This is a genomic window from Segatella copri (genome assembly GCF_949820605.1).
GTDB lineage: Bacteria > Bacteroidota > Bacteroidia > Bacteroidales > Bacteroidaceae > Prevotella.
The window spans coordinates 1121526-1140749 of sequence record NZ_CATKVU010000006.1; the positions used below are offsets into that span (position 1 = coordinate 1121526).

The window sequence follows — 19224 nt, forward strand, 5'->3', positions numbered from 1 at the left end:
AAAAAAATATTTATTCTATTTTTTACTTAGCCTGCTCCAACTGGAGAGTCTTTGTGGTCTGGTCGCAAACCTCAGAAGGACCCCAGTACTGGATAGGACCTGGATAAACGTAAGCTGTTTCCTTAGCCCACTCATCGCGCTTAGAAGCGAAGAACTTGAATGGAGCGCCATCCAGCTCAACGAGAGCCTTGCGGATAACTGGCTTGTTAGCACCATTACGACGCTCGATGTTCATCATCATAGTGATTGGCACACCACCTGCAATCCACTCTGCTGCAGGAGCTGTTGTGTTCTTGATGATTGACATGTAACCGGTCTTGCCGTTAGCGATGAGGCGTGAAGCGTTGAAACCGAGTGAGTAGCAGTAGTCTGCATCGTAGTTAGAAGGAGCTGCGCAACGTCCCTCGTAACCGAAGAAGTGGTGCTGTGCAGAGAACTTACCAACAAACTTGCCTTCCTTCTTCCATGCAGCCAACTTCTCAGCTACCATGCGAGAAAGCAACTTCTCTGTCTCGATGAGAGAAACCTGTACGTTTCCGTGAGGGTCGCGGTCGAGGCAAAGCTGGCGAGCTACGTCAGCTGGCAAAGACTCCAATACTGCGAGGTTGTCCTTAGCGATGGCACCCTTAACGAATGCAATCTGCTCCTCAGCACTTGCAAACTCACGGCTCTCGCCTGTTGCAGGGTCTGTAAGAACCTCGTTCAATTCTGCGATGAGCTTCTTGATAGCTGGGATGAACTCGATCAGGCCCTCTGGGATGAGAACAGTACCGAAGTTGTTGCCCTCAGCAGCACGGTTAGCTACTGCAGTTGCAATATAAGTAACCACATCATCGAGTGACATTTCCTTAGCCTCTACCTCCTCAGAAATCAAGCAGATGTTTGGCTGAGTCTGGAGAGCGCACTCAAGAGCGATGTGAGATGCTGAACGACCCATCAGCTTGATGAAGTGCCAGTACTTACGTGCTGAGTTACAGTCGCGCTCGATGTTACCGATGAGCTCAGAATATGTCTTGCAGGCTGTATCGAAACCGAAAGAAGTTTCAATCTGCTCGTTCTTCAAGTCGCCGTCGATAGTCTTAGGGCAACCGATTACCTGTACGCCATACTTCTTGGCAGCATAGTATTCTGCGAGAACGCAAGCATTGGTATTTGAGTCGTCACCACCGATGATGACAAGTGCCTTGATGCCGAGTTCACGAAGAATCTCAATACCCTTCTCAAACTGGTCTTCCTTCTCAAGCTTGGTACGGCCGGAACCGATGATATCGAAACCACCAGTATTGCGGTATTCGTCCATGATTTCAGAAGTAATCTCCATGTACTTATGGTCAACGAGACCACCAGGACCGAGGATGAAACCATAGAGCTTGTTAGCTGGGTTGAGAGACTTCACACCGTCGAAGAGACCAGAAATCACGTTGTGACCGCCAGGAGCCTGACCACCTGAGAGGATAACACCTACGTTGAAAGCAGGAAGTTCCTTAGCCTCACCTGCCTCGAATGTAATAACAGGCATTCCATAAGTGTTAGGGAACAACGCCTTGATTTCATCCTGATTACCTACTGACTGTGTTGCTGCACCTTCAACTGCCTTTACTGGGCCCTGGAGAGCCTTAGGCAATTTTGGCTGATAAGCAGCTCTTGCAATCTGCAATGCACTTTTTTCCATAATTCGTTTTTATTTTAATTAGTTGAAACTTCAAAAACATCTGCAAAAATAACTCTTTTCTGCGAGATACGGAAAGAAAAATGCTAAAAATGCGTTAATAGATACATTTTTTCCGAAAAAATGATGTTATTTCAAAGAAAATGATTATCTTTGAGCGATATTTTTAATTAATCATTAATTAGGAGAAAAGAATTATGGCTAATAAAAGAGATTTAAAGCGCACGATCAACTACATTACAAGCGAACTTTTCGCCGAAACAGTAGCTGCATCTTTGTATAATGGTAAGCCTACACAGGAAGATGTGGATGGCATTCTTTCAGCTATCGTCATGATTAACGGCGATTACATCAGCCGCGTGTCTCACCCGGAACCGGGAATCACGAAGGGTGAATATTATAAGAAACTCACAGTCGACTTCAACAAGCAGGTGAGCGAAATCATCGACCAGATTTCAAACCTGGCATAATCCTTTCATCATCAGAATCAGGAAATACACCTATTTATATATATGGTAAAAGGAATTTGTCAATGGATATTGTATAAGCGCTTGGGCTATAAGAAAATCATCACCCAGGAGCTTCCTGAAAAGTATATTATCTGCATGGCTCCGCACACCAGCAACTGGGATCTGATACTGGGCCAGCTCTTTGCCCATGCTGAGGGAATCAAATGTAATTTCCTCATGAAAAAGGAATGGTTCTTCTGGCCGCTAGGTCCTATCTTCAGAAAGATGGGAGGTATTCCTGTGTGGAGAAGCAAACATACTAGCATGACGGATAATCTGGCTGCAGAAGCGGATAAGCGGAAGGCTTTCGGACTGTGCATTACGCCCGAAGGTACTCGCTCGCTCAACCCGGAATGGAAAAAGGGATTCTATTTCATAGCCCTCAAGGCGCATCTGCCTATCCATCTCTATGGGCTTGACTATGAGAAGAAGGTCATCCAATGCACCAGGCAGATTATCCCGTCAGGAGATGTTGACAAAGACATGCGTGAAATCAAGTTGTACTTCAAGGATTTCAAAGGAAAGAAACCGGAGAAGTTCACAATCGGAAATATTGATTAAACGTTAGAAGATAACGGTTTAGTCAGCTATTAAAGAAGGAGTATTCGTAAAGTGAAACACCAAAACATAACATATTGTTTGATAAGCAGTTTGCTGTTAGCCGCTGGAGCTTCGCTTCAGGCTAACGGCAAATCGTTTTTTCCTATCTACGACGAGGCTAACAGCGGCGCATGGCAAGGCATAAATTATGATGGTGACCCATGGGTGTTTAATGTTTCCCGCCCTTATTTCGTTACGGCAGGACTACAGAACAGGCACCTTTCGCTATGGGCCTCGCACGGACGGTATTATTATGCCGACAGAGATGTATGGAAATGGCAACGCCCTAACCTGTTTTGCACAAACGAAGATCTCTTTACCCAAACCATCGTCGTGCCCTACCTCATCCCGATGCTCCAGAATGCTGGAGCCATCGTCTTCACACCCCGCGAAAGAGACTGGCAGACGAACGAAATCGTCATCGATAATGATGATGCTGTCAAGTCGGTTTATTATTTCGAAAAGGAGGCGAGCAAGCGATGGAAAAACTGCGATTCGCTCGGTTTTGCCAACCGCTCCCGACTGAAAGATGGGGAAAATCCGTTCCGCATGGGAACCGTGAGACAGGCGAAGGCTACCAAGCGCAAGAAAACCAGCCAGGTAAGCTACCAGCCCCGTTTCAAGGAAGCCGGCAAATACGCAGTCTACGTAAGCTACCAGTCACTACCCAAGAGCGTGAGCGATGCAAAATACATCGTTTATCACAAGGGCGAAGCCACGGAGTTTTCCGTTAACCAGCGCATGGGCGGAGGCACCTGGGTTTACCTAGGCACCTTCGATTTCGACAAGGGCTGCAACGAGTTCAACCGCGTGGTCTGCACCAACAAGGCTTCACGCCGTGGAGTAGTAACTACAGATGCTGTCCGCTTTGGCGGCGGCATGGGAAACATAGAGCGTGGCGGTTATACCAGTGGATTGCCCCGTTGCCTGGAAGGAGCCAGATACTACGCCCAATGGGCTGGTGCTCCTTATAAGGTTTATGGAGGCAGAAAGGGAGAAAATGATTACGCCGACGACATCAACACCCGTTCGCTGATGACCAATTGGCTGGGCGGCGGTTCGGTTTACATGCCTGCCAAAAATGGCAAGCACGTGCCTATAGAACTCTCGCTGGCACTTCATAGTGATGCGGGTTACAATAAGGACGGAAAATCTACCTTTGGAGCCCTTGCTATCTGCACCACAGATTATAATGACGGAATGCTGAACAGCGGAATCTCAAGATTCACATCCAAGGATTTCGCCAGGGCTTTGCGCGATAATCTCGTTACGGATCTGACGGCTCAGTTCGGAGAATTCGGCAAACGCTATCTATGGGACAGAAACTATTCTGAAACCCGTCTGCCGGAAGTTCCGTCGGCTATTCTCGAAATGCTTTCGCATCAGAATTTCCCTGACATGAGAATTGCTCAGGATCCGCTCGGAAAGTTCTATATCGCACGCTCCATCTACAAAACTATCCTGCGCTTCGTAAACAGCAATCATGGAACCCGATACGTGGTCCAGCCGCTGGCTCCGCAGAACTTCAGCGTTACGCAGAACCAAGGTGTTGCCCTACTCTCATGGACAGCCCAGCTGGACAAGACGGAACCATCTGCCCGCCCTACTTCTTACATTATTTATAAGGCTGAGGGACAAGGCGGTTTTGACAACGGAACCATCGTGAACACCACCCGCTGCCAGATGCAGCTGGAACCGGGCAAGCTTTACCATTTTAAGGTGGCTGCGGTTAATGCAGGAGGAGAAAGTTTCACCACCGAAACCCTCTCTGTGCTCTATAATCCTGCTGCCAGCAAGTCTGTGCTCATCGTAAACAATTTCCATCGCCTTGCCTCTCCGCAGGTCGTGGATAATGAGGAAAAGCAGGGATTTGACCTCAATCAGGATCCTGGCGTAAGCTACGGACTGACGGCGGGATGGAGCGGCAAGCAACAGGTGTTCGACAGAAGCAGAATGGGCAACGAAACCAGTTTCGGACTCGGTTTCAGCGGCAACGAAATGATTGGCAAGTTTGTGGCAGGCAACGACTTCAACTACGTTCAGGCGCATGCTACAAGTATTGCAGCTTCGGGCAAATATAATATTTCCAGCTGTTCGAGCGAAGTCATCGCCAGCGGCAGGGTTCAGATGAAGAACTATCAGGCAGTTGACCTCATCAACGGACTGGAGCGCCATGACGGCTATACTCACGCCTTCTTCAAGTCGTTCACGCCTGCCCTGCAGAACAGCATCAGGCAATACGCCAGCCAAGGCGGCAGAATCCTGATAAGCGGTTCTTACACCGGAAGCGACATGCAGACTGAAGAGGAACAGGCGTTCCTGAGCGATATTCTGAAACTCAGCTATGAGCCTACAGGTTCTACGGTCATCACCAGGGACATCAATCCCGAAGATTCAACCGTAACAGAACGAGACAGTACTGTCTACACTTCGCCTAACGTCAAGGGTTTAGGTCTGCAGTTCAGCTATTATAACGAGCTGAATGCCCAGCATTATGCGGCAACCCATCCCGAGATATTGAACCCGGTTGGCAATTACGCCTTCACGGCGATGCAATACGATACGGGAACGAGTGCGGCGGTTGCCTACAAGAGCACTACTTACCGCAGCTTCGTCATGGGATTCCCGCTGGAATGCATCATCGACGACAGAACCCGCACCAGCGTGTTGCTCGGCATTCTCAAATTTCTGACAGATTAAATTCAAAGTAAAACAGATAAAAAATTTTAAGCTTATGTATAAGATTCAAGCCAACCAGTCTGGCACCCGCTCTATCGAAGTGAGCGACCAGCATTTAGAGACCATCGAAAAGTATCAGTTACTCCGCAACCTCGTAGACAGCAACGGCATTATCGACGAGGAAGTGCTCGATAAACTGAAACTTAATGTGCGTTCACTCCTCGAGAGCAGCAACATCAAGGATAAGGAGTTGCTCGATCTCTGTCTCGACGTCATCTACAATCAGAACATGAAGGCGCTCGGTCTTCACAACCTCGTTCTGCTCTACGTAGACTGGAAAGACAAGAAGCAGGCTGAGGCTGCAGCAGATGCAGAACCAGACGCAGTAAATGATTAAAAAATATTGAATGGATTATAAGTTAACAGATTTCTTACCTACCACCAAGAAAGAATGCGAGTTGCGCGGATGGGACGAACTTGACGTCATCCTCTTTTCAGGAGATGCTTACGTTGACCACCCATCCTTCGGCCCTGCCATCCTCGGACGAATACTGGAAGCCAACGGCTATCGGGTAGCCATCGTTCCCCAGCCCGACTGGCACGGCGATTTCCGAGACTTCAAGAAACTCGGTCGCCCTCGCCTCTTCTTTGGTGTTTCTCCGGGCGCCATGGACTCGATGGTGAACCGCTACACGGCCAACCGCCGCATGCGTAGCGAGGACGCTTTCAGTCCCGACTCCCGCCATGACATGCGCCCCGACTATCCATCTATCGTCTATACGCAGATACTGAAGAAACTCTTTCCCGACGTACCTGTAGCACTAGGCGGTATTGAGGCTTCGTTGCGCCGCATCAGCCACTACGACTATTGGAAAGACGAGCTCCGCAAGTGCATTCTCTGCGATTCGGGCGCCGACCTCATTCTCTACGGAATGGGCGAACGTTCTATCGTAGAACTAGCCAATGCCTTTGCAGAAGGCAAGACGCTTAGCCAGATCCACGAAATGCCGCAGGTGGCTTTCTACTGCAAGGAAAGTGAGATTCCGGGCGGTTTCAAGGACGACGACATCATCCTCCACAGCCACGAAGAATGTCTCCACAACAAGAAGGGACAGGCTGAGAACGTGCGCCATCTGGAGGAAGAAGCCAACAAGATGCATGCTCAGCGCATGATTCAGGAAGTTGACGGCAAATATGTAGTGGTAAATCCGCCTTTCCCGCTGATGACTACCGCGGAACTGGATGCGGCTTTCGACCTGCCTTATACGCGTTTGCCTCATCCTAAATACAAGGGCAAGACCATTCCTGCCTACGAGATGATCAAGTTCTCCGTGAACCTTCATCGTGGCTGTTTCGGCGGCTGTTCTTTCTGCACCATTTCTGCCCATCAGGGAAAATTCGTGGTTTGCCGCAGCAAGGAGAGCATTCTGAAGGAGGTGAAGAAAATCATCGAGATGCCTGATTTCAAGGGCTATCTGAGCGATTTGGGCGGTCCTTCTGCCAACATGTACGGAATGCACGGCAAGAATCAGAAAGCCTGCGAAGTTTGCAAGCGCCCGTCGTGTATAAACCCTCAGATTTGTCCGAACCTCAATACCGACCACAGCAAGCTTCTGGAGATTTATCATGCTGTAGATGCTTTGCCGGGAATCAAGAAGAGCTTCATTGGTAGTGGTGTGCGTTACGACCTTCTGCTGCATAAGAGTAAGGACGAAAAGGTGAATCAGGCGGCTAGAGAATACACGCGCGAACTGATTACCAAGCACGTGAGCGGTAGACTGAAGGTGGCGCCCGAACATACGAGTCCGGAGGTCTTGAAGTTCATGCGCAAGCCATCGTTCGACCTCTTCTACGAGTTCAAGCGCATCTTCGATAAGATCAACAAGGAAGAAGGTCTGAACCAGCAGATCATTCCTTACTTCATCAGTTCGCATCCGGGCTGTCATGAAGAAGACATGGCCGAACTTGCCGTCATTACGAAGGGACTGGATTTCCATCTGGAGCAGGTGCAGGATTTCACCCCTACTCCTATGACCATTTCTACCGAGACCTGGTACACGGGGTACGATCCTTACACCCTGGAGCCGGTCTTCAGCGCCAAGACTCAGAAAGAGAAGCTTGCCCAGCGCATGTTCTTCTTCTGGTATAAGCCTGAAGAGCGCCGCGCCATCGAGAGTGAACTTCGCCGGATAGGCAGAGCCGACCTCATCGACAAACTCTACGACAGGAAGAGCATGGGTGGCAGTTTCAAGGGTAAGAAGACGCATTATGACGATAAGGCGATAGGTTCTACATACGATAATCCAGGTGTAGGAAAAGGTGCTAAAGGCAAGCGTGGAGCTGGCAGAAATGCTCCTGAACCGAATGCAGGAAAAAGCCGTGGCAGAAATGCTTCTGACCGCTTTGCCCCAAAGGGATATGGCAATGTCGGTTGCTATGATGAGGAGAAATACCTGAATAACGGAAAATCTCTAAAATCAGGTAAGCCTTCGAATGCCAACATCCGTGATGCCGTAGCAGCGGCGAGAGCCGAGCTGAGAAATCAGAAAGACCAGGGGGCCGGCTTCTTCAAGGACAAGAAGAAAAAGAGTTTCAACCCTAATTTCGACAACGACAACCATAACCGCAAGAACCGCTACAACAGCGGGGATAAGAACGAACGCGGCGGTCGTGGAAATCAAGGAAGAAATGAAGGTAGAGGCAGAAGAAGATAAATACTAAAAAGAGGGTGAATCATATATTACTCACCCTCTTTCATATTATATACTGAATTTTCCCAAAATAATTTAGTACTGTCTCAAAGCACCGAGTAATTCAGCATTCTCGCTCTTGTTTCCTATCGTAATTCTCAGACAGTTGCCGCACAACTGAACCTTGTTGCGGTTTCTAACGATAATGCCTTGTGCCACCAGATAATTATAGATGGCGTTGGCGTCGGTCATTTTAGCCAGGAAGAAGTTTGCATCAGTAGGATAAACCTTCTCGCAGATAGGCAGATCCAGGAATGCAACCATTACCTTAGAACGCTCCTGCAGGATGTTCTTTACCCATTCGTCAACCTTCAGCGGATTCTTCATCACTTCCAGCGCATGCTCCTGAGTAAGCAGATTGATGTTATAAGGATATTTCACCTTATTAAATAGGTCAACAATCTCCTTGCTCGCAAAAGCCATTCCCAAACGGAGGGCTGCACAGCCCCATGCCTTACTCATGGTGTTGAGCACAATCATATTGGGAAATCTGTCGAGCACGCTGCGGAATGTGCGCTCCGAAGAGAAATCGCTGTAGGCTTCGTCGATGACGACAATACCCTGGAATTTCTGCAACACCTCTACGATTGCCTCGCGGTTGATGTGATTGCCCGTAGGATTGTTCGGACTGCAGAACCAGATAACCTTTGTCTGTTCATCGCAGGCTGCCAGGAGTTTTCCGGCAGAAATCTGATAATTTTCATCAAGCAATACAGAACGATACTCCACATCGTTGATGTCTGCACAAACTTCATACATTCCGTAAGTAGGTGCAATCGCTACTACATTATCCTTGCCCGGGCGGCAGAATACACGGTAAACCAAATCGATGGCCTCGTCGGAACCGTTGCCCAGGAAGATTTTCTCTTCAGCCACACCCTTAATCTTGCAGATCTGCTTCTTCAGTTCAACCTGCAGCGGATCAGGATAACGATTGTAAGGGTCATTATATGGATTTTCATTGGCGTCGAGGAAGACGCGGGCATTTCTGCCTGCAAACTCCGTACGTGCGCAACTGTAAGGTGCCAGATTCCAGATGTTCTCTCGGCACAAATCTTTCAATTCTTTCATTTTTCTTTCAAAAACTATTAAGAAGTATCTTTACAACTCCCCGTTTCACCCTATTGTTTCAAACTGTTCACTCTCAGTCTCATCGCATTGGCATGAGCTTCCAATTGCTCATTTTCCGCCATGGTCACTACAGCATTTCCAATGTTACGAATACCTTCTTCTGTAAGATGCTGGAAGGTGATTTTGCGATTATAACTGTCCAGGTTCACTCCGTTGTAAGCCAAAGCATAACCATGGGTTGGCAAGGTATGGTTCGTACCGCTTGCATAGTCGCCTGCACTTTCGCACGCATAGTTTCCGAGGAATACACTACCTGCATTCACTACCTTTTCTGCCAGCTGCTCGTAATCGGCTGTGGCGATAATCAGATGCTCCGGCGCATAAGTGTTGCAGAGGTCGATTGCTTCCTCTTCGGTCTTCACGAGGATAAACTTAGAGTTGTCTAACGATGTCTGTGCCATCTCCTTACGTGGCAAGCGCTCAAGTTGTACTTCAACTTCATTCTTTACATCATCTAACACCTTTTCAGATGTAGTAATGAAGAAAACCTGAGAATCAAAACCATGTTCAGCCTGCGACAACAGGTCGGCAGCAGCAAACACAGGGTTGGCTGTTTCGTCGGCAATAAGACAAACTTCAGACGGACCGGCAGGCATGTCTATAGCCACATCGTGCAGGGAAACCTGCTGCTTGGCAGCCATGACAAACTGGTTGCCCGGACCAAAAATCTTATAAACCTTAGGCACGCTCTCCGTACCGTAAGCCATGGCTCCGATAGCCTGAACGCCACCCGCCTTAAAGATTCTGTTCACGCCCGCAATTTTTGCCGCCATGAGGATAGCCGGGTTCACCTTGCCCTCTTTATTAGGAGGAGTACATAGTACTATTTCTTTACATCCCGCAATCTTGGCAGGAGTAGCCAGCATCAGAACGGTGCTAAAGAGAGGAGCAGTACCTCCCGGGATATACAATCCCACCTTCTCTATAGCCACACTCTTCTGCCAGCAGGTTACACCCGGGCAAGTTTCAACCTTTACACCATCAAACTTCTGGCTATGATGGAATGCGGCAATGTTATGATGGGCGAGGTGCAAAGCGTCTTTCAGTTCTTGAGAAACCATATTCTCTGCCTCTTCGATTTCAGCGTCAGTCACAGCCAAAGAATCGAGATGGGCATGATCAAACTTCTCCTCGTAACGCTTCACGGCTTCGTCGCCATGGTTTTTCACATCGTCGAGTACACCTTGTACGGTCGCATTCAGCTGCGAAACATCCAGGTGTGGGCGTTTTACAATCTCGCTCCATTCCTCCTTTGCAGGATACTTTATTACCTTCATTCCTATTATTAATGTTTAATTATTAATGTTTAATGTTTAGTTTTTAACGCATAATGTCTCTCAATAAACATTACACATTAAACACTACACATTATTATAATATCATCTTTTCGATTGGTGTTACCAGGATGCCCTGTGCACCGAGTTCCTTCAACTTGCCTATGATTTCCCAGAAACGCTTCTCATCGAGCACGGTGTGGATAGAGCACCATTCCTCATCAGCCAATGGGATAATCGTAGGACTCTTGATGCCTGGCAATACTTCTGTAATCTCCTGAACCTTTGCCTTAGGAGCATTCATCATCACGTACTTCTTGTCCTGTGCAGAACGTACAGCCTCGAAGCGGAACAGCATCTCGTTCAGAATCTCATGCTTCTCCTCGTCCATGTTCCAGTTGCCGATGAGCAGAGCCTCGCTCTTCATCACCACCTCAACCTCAGCAAGATTGTTGCTGACCAGAGTAGAACCTGAACTTACAATATCGAAAATACCGTCAGCCAAACCGATGCCCGGACTGATTTCTACAGAACCCGTAATGACATGGATGTCGGCATTGATGTTGTTCTTCTTCATAAACTTGCGCAGGATGTTAGGGTAAGAAGTGGCAATCTTCTTGCCGTTGAACCATTGCAATCCCGGATAATCAATCTTCTTAGGAATGGCGAGGCTCAGGCGGCACTTGCTGAAATCCAGACGGTCAATAATCTGCGCATTCTCTCCACGCTCAACAAACTCGTTCTCGCCCACGATTCCGATATCTGCCACACCAGAGGCTACGCTCTGAGGAATATCATCATCACGAAGGTAGAGAACCTCGAGAGGAAAGTTGCTTGACTGCACCAGGAGGGTGCGTTTAGAGGCGCTTACTTTAATGTCAGCCTCTGCTAAGAGATTCATGGTGTCGTCGAAAAGACGACCCTTACTTTGTACTGCTATTCGTAACATATTTCTATATTTTGTTTGAAAAACATTGCAAAAGTACATATTTTTATTAGAATAAACAAATAATTTCTCACTTATGTGCAAAATATTTCGTACTTTTGCAGCTGAAATGAAGAATAAAGGATATTTATACGCATTATATGCACTATTTTTGCTCGCTGCTTGTGCCGACAAGAAACCGCAGCAGGAGCTTACGCCATGGGGAACTCCCGTAGGCGAAATGGAGTATGCTGACAACTCTGATGGGGCTGATGGCGATGAAAAGAAATCTACTTCAACCAGCAAGGGGCTTTCGCTCGAAGATATTCAGGCCAATGGTGAGCTCATTATGCTTACCGTTAACGGCCCTACTACCTATTATGATTACCACAGCCATGGAATGGGACTGCAATATCTGCTCTGCGAGAAGTTTGCCCAGCAGATCGGCGTGTCGTTACGCGTAGAAGAATGTAAGGATACGGCTGAAATGGTGCGCAAACTGGAGAAGGGAGAAGGTGATGTGATTGCCGTGCCCCTACCCCGAAAACAGACCAGAGGCAACCTGCTGTTCTGTGGAGTTACGCCCGACAGCACCCGAACCCAATGGGCTGTGCTGAATGGTAACAAGAGTCTTGCCGACACCCTGAACGGCTGGTTTAAGCCTAAGCTGATTGCTCAGGTCAGGCAGGAAGAATCGTGGCTGCTTTCTTCTGCCAGCGTGCGCCGCCACGTTTATTCACCATTCCTGAACCGTTCTAAGGGTGTTATTTCCCGCTACGACCACCTCTTCCAGCGCTATAGCGGAACGGCTCGCATGGACTGGCGTCTGATGGCTGCCCAATGTTATCAGGAGAGCTGTTTCGACCCGAATGCGAAGTCATGGGCTGGAGCTTGCGGACTGATGCAGATTATGCCAGGCACGGCTGCCCATCTGGGTTTGCCGATGAGCATGATTCATGAACCTGAGGCGAATGTGGCTGCGGCAGCCAGATATATGGCGGAACTGCAGGGGCATTTCTCTGATGTGGGCGACCCTTTCCAGCGCATGCTTTTCGCCCTTGCTTCTTATAATGGTGGCCATTTCCACATCAGAGATGCGATGGCGCTGGCTCGCAAACATGGTCAGAATCCGCACAACTGGGGCGTGATCCGCGATTATATTCTGCGCCTTTCTCAACCGGCTTATTACACAGATCCGGTAGTGAAACATGGTTACATGCGAGGCACGGAGACGGTTAATTATGTAGATAGAATCAGAGCTCGCTGGGGTGAATATAGCGGTAGTTCAGGCTTCCATGAGAGTCTTCGTGGCAGCGGTATGGGCAGCGGTTCCTTCCATGGAGCCCCTGTTAAATCTAAGCGCCACTACCAGAATAAGTACCATATATAATATAAATAGGTACTGAAAATGATGAGGAACTTGAATTTCTCCCAACGATTATAGAAAAGGGAAATGCCTATTCACAAAGATAGAAGACAAAGTTTAAAGCCGCTACAAGAAATATATGGATTTACATAGGGGGATGCATCTGATAAAAAATGCATCCCACCGTATTTCCATCCTTATCCTTTATTGCCAAATTAACTTTATTTTAATAAGTTTCTTCCGCCTGTATCTTCAAGAATTTTCATCTGCTGAATGGCAATCTGATTGAGCTTGATAAGTCGCTCAGACTGCGCCATACCATCATTGATAAATACAGCGTTGAGATTCTCCATATTTGAGAGACAGATAAGTTCATTAATACTGGCATAGTCACGAATGTTGCCTTTCTTGTCGGGATTCTGCTCACGCCATTGTTTCGCAGTCATGCCGAACATGGCTATGTTGAGTACATCCGCTTCATCAGCATATTTCATGGCAGCTTGCTCACGAGTCACTTCCGCAGGAATGAGATTTACTTTGATAGCATCCGTGTGAATGCGATAGTTTATCTTTGATAGTTCCCGCTTGGCAGACCATGACAATTGTTTCTGCTCATCAGCTTTAAGACGTTGATACTCTTTTACCAACAAAAGTTGGAAACGAGGACTAATCCACATTCCAAAGTGGTACGCAATGTCTCGATGAGCATAAGTTCCACCATATCGGCCAGCTTTTGCCATGATGCCTATTGCACCTGTTCTTTGAATCCATGCCTTTACAGAAAGCACGAAGTTGTTGCTTCCTGCTGCATTTTTAATTGTATCGAATTCGGTACAATTAAAATTCGGATTATATAGCTTTTCCCATTCACCGAGGTATTCTATTGTACTTTTGAGGCTCATCCATCTGAAAATAATATGCTCTTGCATTTGGCTATGTGCCATATCTGTCAGAGAGATATAATCCTCATTTTGAACATTAACAACAGATATTTCTGTATTTTCAACTTTTATCTTTGCCATAATCCTTAGTTTTTAGATAATACAAATCGGTGGTTACATATTGATAACCAACACGACTTTTATTCGATTAATATCTTTTATCTATTTTAATTGCTATCAGCAAAGATAATTGAAAATTTTGAAAACAGACTTACTTTGCAGCAATTTTATTATTATTTAGCATATCATTTAGCCAAAAATCCAAGAGAGAGCTATACTATCAGCAACATCCACATGTTGCATCTGGAAATAATAGATAACGAAAATAGGGAACGCAGTGCGTTCCCTATCTGTTAGCCCCACTCCTTCTTCACATTAAAGCAGGGGCAAGCTTTGTTGGCAAATTCATTGTGCCCATGAATCGTGGCTAATGGATATTCCTCCTTCAGCTGCTCAATGAGGGCATGAATTAAAGGGCAAAATCGGCTATTCATGGGCTAAAAAACGGGTTTATGTAATCAGAAAACTCTATTTTTTCCGTTTTTCATCGCAGAAAACAGGTATTGGGAGAATGCATAAAAAGCGAATGCTATGATTCAAAAAGTAAATATATATTCCATTTATAACCCAACATACAGACTTTACTTCACACACGAAATATACATACTAAATAGCTATATAACAATAGATTACCCATTTACATCGTAGTATTGTTATTATGTAGTTTCTAGCTTTTCTGACTATTACTACGTCAATAATTTATCAATTGCTAGCAAAGATAATAAAAAGTTGGCAAACCCAAGAATTTTATCATGTTATTTAACGGAAAAATGCAAAATATGGGGGTTAGGAAGATGTTTTACCCCCTCTTCTAAGGGTAAAAAATGCCCCTCCTCGGACGTGAAACCATACTCCAAAGGTAGGTATTTTTGACAAATACAAAGAATTGGGATGGAGGAAATGAGCACTAGAGCGGTGCAATATGCAGTATTTCTCACCAGAGAATGTAGATTATCATTATACACACATAAATAAAGCACAACTGATATAAACTTTCATAACCATCTCATACACAAGTGATTTAGAACTATCACACACTCTAACAAACAATCCATTCAAGCATTACATTTAGTGGGTCATCAGGTCAAAGTCATTTAGGGTCATTATGTTTTCCGAGAGTTAAAAAGTCACTATAGATATATATAAATAAATATTTATATATACTATAGCAACGAAAGTGACATTTACTTTTCCAAATGACCCTAAATGACATTGACACCAAATGACCCCTTTTCATTTCTTCAGCTACTTCCGAGTCTTTTCTTGCTTTTTCATTTTTTCTGCAATAAAGTTCAGATAAAAAATCAACAGAACTTATTGTATTACAGCTACTTATAGCTTTTCTTGCATAGAAAATTAGGGTGAAAGCTTGTATTCTGCCCGAAAATGTTGTATCTTTGCACCGGCAATCGAAAGAACAGCCTTTTGTGCCTTGCTCGGGTCTTCTATTAAGACCAACACGGGTCATAAATGATGGCAGGCGCCGGTCATCAATGAAGACCCCGAAAACGGCAGGAACGGGGCGTTCTGGGGAGTTGCAAAACAAAGGACTCTAAACATACTACAAACGACTATGATTAATTACAGCATCGTAATGCGTAGCGTGAACGCAAATCTTCTGGAAATCAACCAGGCGAAGTCACGCATCAACCAGGCGAAGAAGGAGGGTAAGACCCCTGACCCAAAGGACCTGGAACTCGTGAAGACTGAGAAGCAGAATGCTTTCGCCATCTCACAGTACACCGACATCATGACCATCGAGAAGTTTGCCAAGCACATCACTTCACATGGCAGTGTCTATTCAAGAGCCGACATCAGCGCCATCCTCTACATTGCCGTAGACTGCATGCGTGAGATGTTGCTTGAGGGCAAGAAAATCCGTCTGGGCGACCTCGGTGATTTCTCTCTCCTTCTCACCTCGAAGGGTGCTGAGGATGCAGACAAGTTCACCGCTCAGAACATCACCGGTGTGAAGGTTCAGTGGGAGCCAGGTCAGGAGTTTAAGAACCTTCGCGATGACGCCGAGTTCAACCTCGTAGCCAGCCGCAGTGCTCAGGCAGCCGTTATCAAGGCGATTAAGGAGGGTAAGACCAACGTTGACCTCAACGCCCCAACTACTCCGGATAATACGCCTGGCGGTTCTACCCCAGGTGGTTCAAACACCGGTCAGACCGGCAGCGAAGGCCAAGGCTCTGAATCAACCGGCGGCACTACCGGCAAGGACGATACTGGCAACGGCCTTGAATAGCCCAAGGATAGACTGGCTAGGGTGCTAGCCCCTAGCCCAGCCTATCCGCCCCCAAAAAGTAAACATAAAACACTAAACATTAAACACTAAGAAAGATGAAAGCGAACACTTGGAAAACAATTCTTCAGATAGCCATCAGCATACTGACCGCTATCGCTACTACGCTCGGAGTAACGAGCTGCATGGGATAAAAACAAAATCGACCGCTCACCTCTATATGAGGAGAGCGGTCGTTTTCGGTCTACCGAGAATTCCGGTCATGAAGGGTCAAAGTCATTAAGGGTCATTATCATTTTCAAACCCCAAAGATTCCGGTCATGGTCATTTTCGGTCATTAAGGATTTTTTGGGGGGCAAAATGCGAATACACTGGTAACTAACAGAATGCCATTCGACACGTATAACTTAAGTGTCGAATTACGAATTTCCAAGGGTGTCATGAAGGGGCTGTGTCTTTTTATGAGCTTAAGCCAATAGCGTCCACAGTACGGACGCTATTGGCTCTCTATATAATGTAGAGCCTCAACTAAAGCATTAAATTAATACATTTCTTTGAATCAAAAGACTCAGATTCTCCATGATTCACATACCCAAGCTGATTCGAAACACATTGAGTATTTCCTATTATCCTGTCTATGTTACGATGAGAATGACCATAAATCCAATAATCTATTCGGCTATAAGCAATGAAGTTCCCCAGCTCTGCTGTGAAAGCACCGTTTATCGGACTTTCCTTGAAATCCGGAGACACCAGTTGAAATGATGGAACATGATGCGTTGCCACAACAATATGCTTTGCCTGGCTTTCACTAACAGCCTTTTCTATGAAAGCGCGGCACTTAGCATGCTCTTGATTAAACCGTTCGCTGTTTATCACAACGCCACAATCCTTAATACGATGGAAATCATTTACTCTGCGCTCGGTTGAAAAAGCATCCTGCGGCTCTATATATCCCCATAGTGTAGAAACGATGAGGTCTGTATCATCCGAAAGATGTTTTACAGCATTATAATAGCATCTGATATTGTGCCGAATTTCCATGCACCATCCATCATAGAGTTGCTCCAAGTCATAACCCAAATAAAACTCATGATTACCTGGTATTACTATTACTTCCTTGAAATTCTCTGAAGCCCAATCCCAGAATGGATGCTTGACAAAGCCTTCATCATCTAAATAGCCAGTATCTCCAGCTAACACCAGGATGTCAGCAACTGGCTGAAGAGGATGAGCCTCCAAATACAGGGTATTCTCCATGAATTCCAAATGCAAATCTGAAGCATATTGTATTTTAACCATAACTACAACATTGATTTCTTAAGTTGTTCTATAATCTGCAGGCTTGTCACATTGCCAAGACCTGCTGACTTGATGAAATCGGCATTAGGCAAATCCTGCATGATAGCATCACAAAAGTCACTAACATCTGTTTTTAATATGTCGGGCAGTTCATATCTACTTGCTGGAGTAAGCATTGCTGCAAGACGAAAGACATCTTTCTTATGCTTTGCAATATGCTTGCGATCAACACTTTCACCTTTAGCTTTTCTTTGACTTAAATCCAAGAAAGCCTTGCTTTTCAAACAGATAAGACTCTCGATATTGGCAATATGCACGCCATCTTCCTGCAAGCTATGTTCTATCGTGAAACGATAATAGTCTTCATCCATGAGTATTGCCGATAAACTTGAAAGGTCTTCATCCACTGGAATCGGTGTGATACGAGCCTCCTCTGGGAAATTCATCAATCCAAGACTACGTGAGAAGAGTTCAACCTGATATGGAAAAGCAGAATTAGCAGGCTTCATGAAGCGGAAATATTCATGTTTGGGCTCTACATTCTCATTAACACCCTTGTTTCGCTGCTCATAATTGCCCTTCTTTACAAACTCCCAGAATTTGGCAACAAACTCTGCTGACAACGCTTCAACCACTAAGATAATGTCAATATCCTTAGTAGCACGAGGCACCTGAGCATACAAATCCTCATGGATTTCGCATGCCGTACCACCTATTATAACATAATTGCCCTCAAAACCTTTGAAGAACTCCTTGAATGTATCTATTCCTCTTACCATGACATTTCATTAATCAATCGTTCTAACTCAATTTGTATGCGCTCGTCATCATTGTCTTTCAATGACAGATAAAGCGAGAGCTTATCAACCACTCCTTCTGTACTTAACATTTTGGGGTTATACTTCCAAACTTGAATTTCATTTTCTCCGAACTGCTTGTCGGTTGCGACGGCCAAAGTTCTCAGTTCTTTCTTTGTAACAGCCCAACACTGCCTTGATTCTTCATTAAGCATCGTGTAGGAAGCCAGCGCATTCACCCCACTTATCTGTTGTTCTTCAAGTATAGCATCCGTATAGCAAAGCCGCTCTATCGGAGAAACCAACATTGGCAATACTTTATTCCAAAGTTCCCTATTGCTTATATCAATTTGCACCGTCTTTGTCTTTACTCCTTCCAACTTAATCAGATCTTTGGAGACAAGCCAGCGCAATGATTTGTTTGCGGTCGCATAAGAAACGTCAAACTTATCGCTCAGTCCATAACCTGTTGCCCCAACAATGGATTCAATCTGCAAATGATAAAGCAACAAACATTGGGCAAAGGGAGGAATGGTTTCTTTCAAATCCAAGCCAACCTTTCTGTCTGGTTTGATGTCAAGCAAAAGAGATGGCAGGAACATTTGCCTGTTGGGGATAACAAAGTTAACTTTTTGTGCCACCAATCTTACCTTATTATAAGATGAAATGCATGGAGTGATTAATACGACGAAGAGCTGTGTCTGTCGATGTATAATATCCAATTGCTTCTTCAACTGGGCAGGTGGTACAGAGTCACCATCCTTTAGGTAAGCCATCAAAATGTGCTGCCCCAAAATACATCCTTTATAAAAAGAGAACCTGGAAGAAACATTCATAGGGATTCCTTCCAACAAATCTTTATCTGCTGGTTCCAAAGCTACTTTTTCGCCCAACATATTGCCGAAATATGCAGCTGTTTCATCTATATAATATTTAATATTGCACATAATATCACCACTAATATTACGTGCAAATA

16 protein-coding genes and 1 pseudogene are annotated in these 19224 nt (G+C 45.7%); 8 read left to right on the forward strand and 9 right to left on the reverse strand.

Going from position 1 to position 19224, the window contains the following annotated elements:
* Positions 1–22: 22 nt before the first annotated feature.
* Complete coding sequence (locus RCO84_RS05740) at positions 23–1672, reverse strand: diphosphate--fructose-6-phosphate 1-phosphotransferase (RefSeq protein WP_117586173.1); 1650 nt, start codon at positions 1670–1672, stop codon at positions 23–25.
* A 194-nt stretch (positions 1673–1866) separates the two neighbouring features.
* Here RCO84_RS05740 and RCO84_RS05745 point away from each other — a divergent pair, with 194 nt between their 5' ends.
* The 5 genes and pseudogenes from RCO84_RS05745 to RCO84_RS05765 form a co-directional block, all read left to right on the forward strand.
* Positions 1867–2139 (forward strand): hypothetical protein, encoded by a 273-nt coding sequence (locus RCO84_RS05745; RefSeq protein ID WP_117586172.1) that lies wholly within the window; start codon positions 1867–1869, stop codon positions 2137–2139.
* A 42-nt stretch (positions 2140–2181) separates the two neighbouring features.
* Positions 2182–2739: a 1-acyl-sn-glycerol-3-phosphate acyltransferase gene (locus RCO84_RS05750; RefSeq protein WP_022121200.1), complete on the forward strand. Its 558-nt coding sequence runs from the start codon at positions 2182–2184 to the stop codon at positions 2737–2739.
* A 90-nt stretch (positions 2740–2829) separates the two neighbouring features.
* Positions 2830–5478 carry a golvesin C-terminal-like domain-containing protein gene (locus RCO84_RS05755; protein ID WP_317584301.1) on the forward strand — a complete coding sequence of 883 codons (2649 nt, stop codon included), beginning with the start codon at positions 2830–2832 and terminating at the stop codon, positions 5476–5478.
* Positions 5479–5512: 34 nt separating this feature from the next.
* Positions 5513–5854 carry a hypothetical protein gene (locus tag RCO84_RS05760; RefSeq protein ID WP_287839480.1) on the forward strand — a complete coding sequence of 114 codons (342 nt, stop codon included), beginning with the start codon at positions 5513–5515 and terminating at the stop codon, positions 5852–5854.
* A 10-nt stretch (positions 5855–5864) separates the two neighbouring features.
* Positions 5865–7751, forward strand: a pseudogene (locus RCO84_RS05765) (YgiQ family radical SAM protein); the annotation flags it as partial.
* A gap of 492 nt (positions 7752–8243) precedes the next feature.
* Here RCO84_RS05765 and hisC read toward each other — a convergent pair.
* The 3 genes from hisC to hisG all read right to left on the reverse strand — a co-directional run bounded on the left by hisC (position 8244) and on the right by hisG (position 11561).
* Positions 8244–9278, reverse strand: coding sequence for a histidinol-phosphate transaminase (hisC, locus tag RCO84_RS05770; protein ID WP_317584305.1), 1035 nt, complete (start codon positions 9276–9278; stop codon positions 8244–8246).
* Between the two features lie 50 nt (positions 9279–9328).
* Positions 9329–10615 carry a histidinol dehydrogenase gene (hisD, locus tag RCO84_RS05775; protein ID WP_317584308.1) on the reverse strand — a complete coding sequence of 429 codons (1287 nt, stop codon included), beginning with the start codon at positions 10613–10615 and terminating at the stop codon, positions 9329–9331.
* Positions 10616–10709: 94 nt separating this feature from the next.
* Entirely contained in the window at positions 10710–11561 is an 852-nt protein-coding gene (gene hisG, locus RCO84_RS05780; RefSeq protein WP_144153142.1) for an ATP phosphoribosyltransferase, read from the reverse strand.
* Positions 11562–11634: 73 nt separating this feature from the next.
* Between hisG and RCO84_RS05785 the strand changes: the two genes are divergently transcribed.
* Positions 11635–12927, forward strand: coding sequence for a transglycosylase SLT domain-containing protein (locus tag RCO84_RS05785; RefSeq protein WP_317584309.1), 1293 nt, complete (start codon positions 11635–11637; stop codon positions 12925–12927).
* A gap of 197 nt (positions 12928–13124) precedes the next feature.
* Here RCO84_RS05785 and RCO84_RS05790 read toward each other — a convergent pair whose 3' ends face one another.
* A complete protein-coding gene (locus RCO84_RS05790) occupies positions 13125–13925 on the reverse strand; it encodes a KilA-N domain-containing protein (RefSeq protein WP_006846641.1) in 801 nt (266 codons plus the stop codon).
* Between the two features lie 272 nt (positions 13926–14197).
* Entirely contained in the window at positions 14198–14338 is a 141-nt protein-coding gene (locus RCO84_RS05795; protein ID WP_117695817.1) for an N-acetylmuramoyl-L-alanine amidase, read from the reverse strand.
* 1139 nt (positions 14339–15477) lie between these two features.
* On the opposite strand from RCO84_RS05795, the gene RCO84_RS05800 reads away from it, so the two are divergent.
* Positions 15478–16152 carry an HU family DNA-binding protein gene (locus RCO84_RS05800; RefSeq protein WP_373690118.1) on the forward strand — a complete coding sequence of 225 codons (675 nt, stop codon included), beginning with the start codon at positions 15478–15480 and terminating at the stop codon, positions 16150–16152.
* Positions 16153–16247: 95 nt separating this feature from the next.
* Positions 16248–16343 (forward strand): smalltalk protein, encoded by a 96-nt coding sequence (locus RCO84_RS05805; protein ID WP_153072405.1) that lies wholly within the window; start codon positions 16248–16250, stop codon positions 16341–16343.
* Positions 16344–16677: 334 nt separating this feature from the next.
* On the opposite strand, the gene RCO84_RS05810 is transcribed toward RCO84_RS05805, so the two are convergent.
* The 3 genes from RCO84_RS05810 to RCO84_RS05820 are packed head-to-tail and all read right to left on the reverse strand — an operon-like array spanning position 16678 to position 19195.
* Entirely contained in the window at positions 16678–17451 is a 774-nt protein-coding gene (locus RCO84_RS05810) for a metallophosphoesterase (RefSeq protein WP_287875178.1), read from the reverse strand.
* A 2-nt stretch (positions 17452–17453) separates the two neighbouring features.
* On the reverse strand, positions 17454–18230 hold the full coding sequence (locus tag RCO84_RS05815) for a hypothetical protein (RefSeq protein ID WP_287875179.1): 777 nt from the start codon (positions 18228–18230) through the stop codon (positions 17454–17456).
* Positions 18224–19195 carry a hypothetical protein gene (locus RCO84_RS05820; RefSeq protein ID WP_287875180.1) on the reverse strand — a complete coding sequence of 324 codons (972 nt, stop codon included), beginning with the start codon at positions 19193–19195 and terminating at the stop codon, positions 18224–18226. The genes RCO84_RS05815 and RCO84_RS05820 overlap by 7 nt, the downstream gene beginning before the upstream one ends.
* Positions 19196–19224 lie beyond the last annotated feature (29 nt).

Coding starts and splice junctions, on each gene's coding strand:
- RCO84_RS05740 (WP_117586173.1), bottom strand. CDS start 1,672: ATGGAAAAAAGTGCATTGCAGATTGCAAGAGCTGCTTATCAGCCAAAA.
- RCO84_RS05745 (WP_117586172.1), top strand. CDS start 1,867: ATGGCTAATAAAAGAGATTTAAAGCGCACGATCAACTACATTACAAGC.
- RCO84_RS05750 (WP_022121200.1), top strand. CDS start 2,182: ATGGTAAAAGGAATTTGTCAATGGATATTGTATAAGCGCTTGGGCTAT.
- RCO84_RS05760 (WP_287839480.1), top strand. CDS start 5,513: ATGTATAAGATTCAAGCCAACCAGTCTGGCACCCGCTCTATCGAAGTG.
- hisC (WP_317584305.1), bottom strand. CDS start 9,278: ATGAAAGAATTGAAAGATTTGTGCCGAGAGAACATCTGGAATCTGGCA.
- hisD (WP_317584308.1), bottom strand. CDS start 10,615: ATGAAGGTAATAAAGTATCCTGCAAAGGAGGAATGGAGCGAGATTGTA.
- hisG (WP_144153142.1), bottom strand. CDS start 11,561: ATGTTACGAATAGCAGTACAAAGTAAGGGTCGTCTTTTCGACGACACC.
- RCO84_RS05785 (WP_317584309.1), top strand. CDS start 11,635: ATGTGCAAAATATTTCGTACTTTTGCAGCTGAAATGAAGAATAAAGGA.
- RCO84_RS05790 (WP_006846641.1), bottom strand. CDS start 13,925: ATGGCAAAGATAAAAGTTGAAAATACAGAAATATCTGTTGTTAATGTT.
- RCO84_RS05795 (WP_117695817.1), bottom strand. CDS start 14,338: ATGAATAGCCGATTTTGCCCTTTAATTCATGCCCTCATTGAGCAGCTG.
- RCO84_RS05800 (WP_373690118.1), top strand. CDS start 15,478: ATGATTAATTACAGCATCGTAATGCGTAGCGTGAACGCAAATCTTCTG.
- RCO84_RS05805 (WP_153072405.1), top strand. CDS start 16,248: ATGAAAGCGAACACTTGGAAAACAATTCTTCAGATAGCCATCAGCATA.
- RCO84_RS05810 (WP_287875178.1), bottom strand. CDS start 17,451: ATGGTTAAAATACAATATGCTTCAGATTTGCATTTGGAATTCATGGAG.
- RCO84_RS05815 (WP_287875179.1), bottom strand. CDS start 18,230: ATGGTAAGAGGAATAGATACATTCAAGGAGTTCTTCAAAGGTTTTGAG.
- RCO84_RS05820 (WP_287875180.1), bottom strand. CDS start 19,195: ATGTGCAATATTAAATATTATATAGATGAAACAGCTGCATATTTCGGC.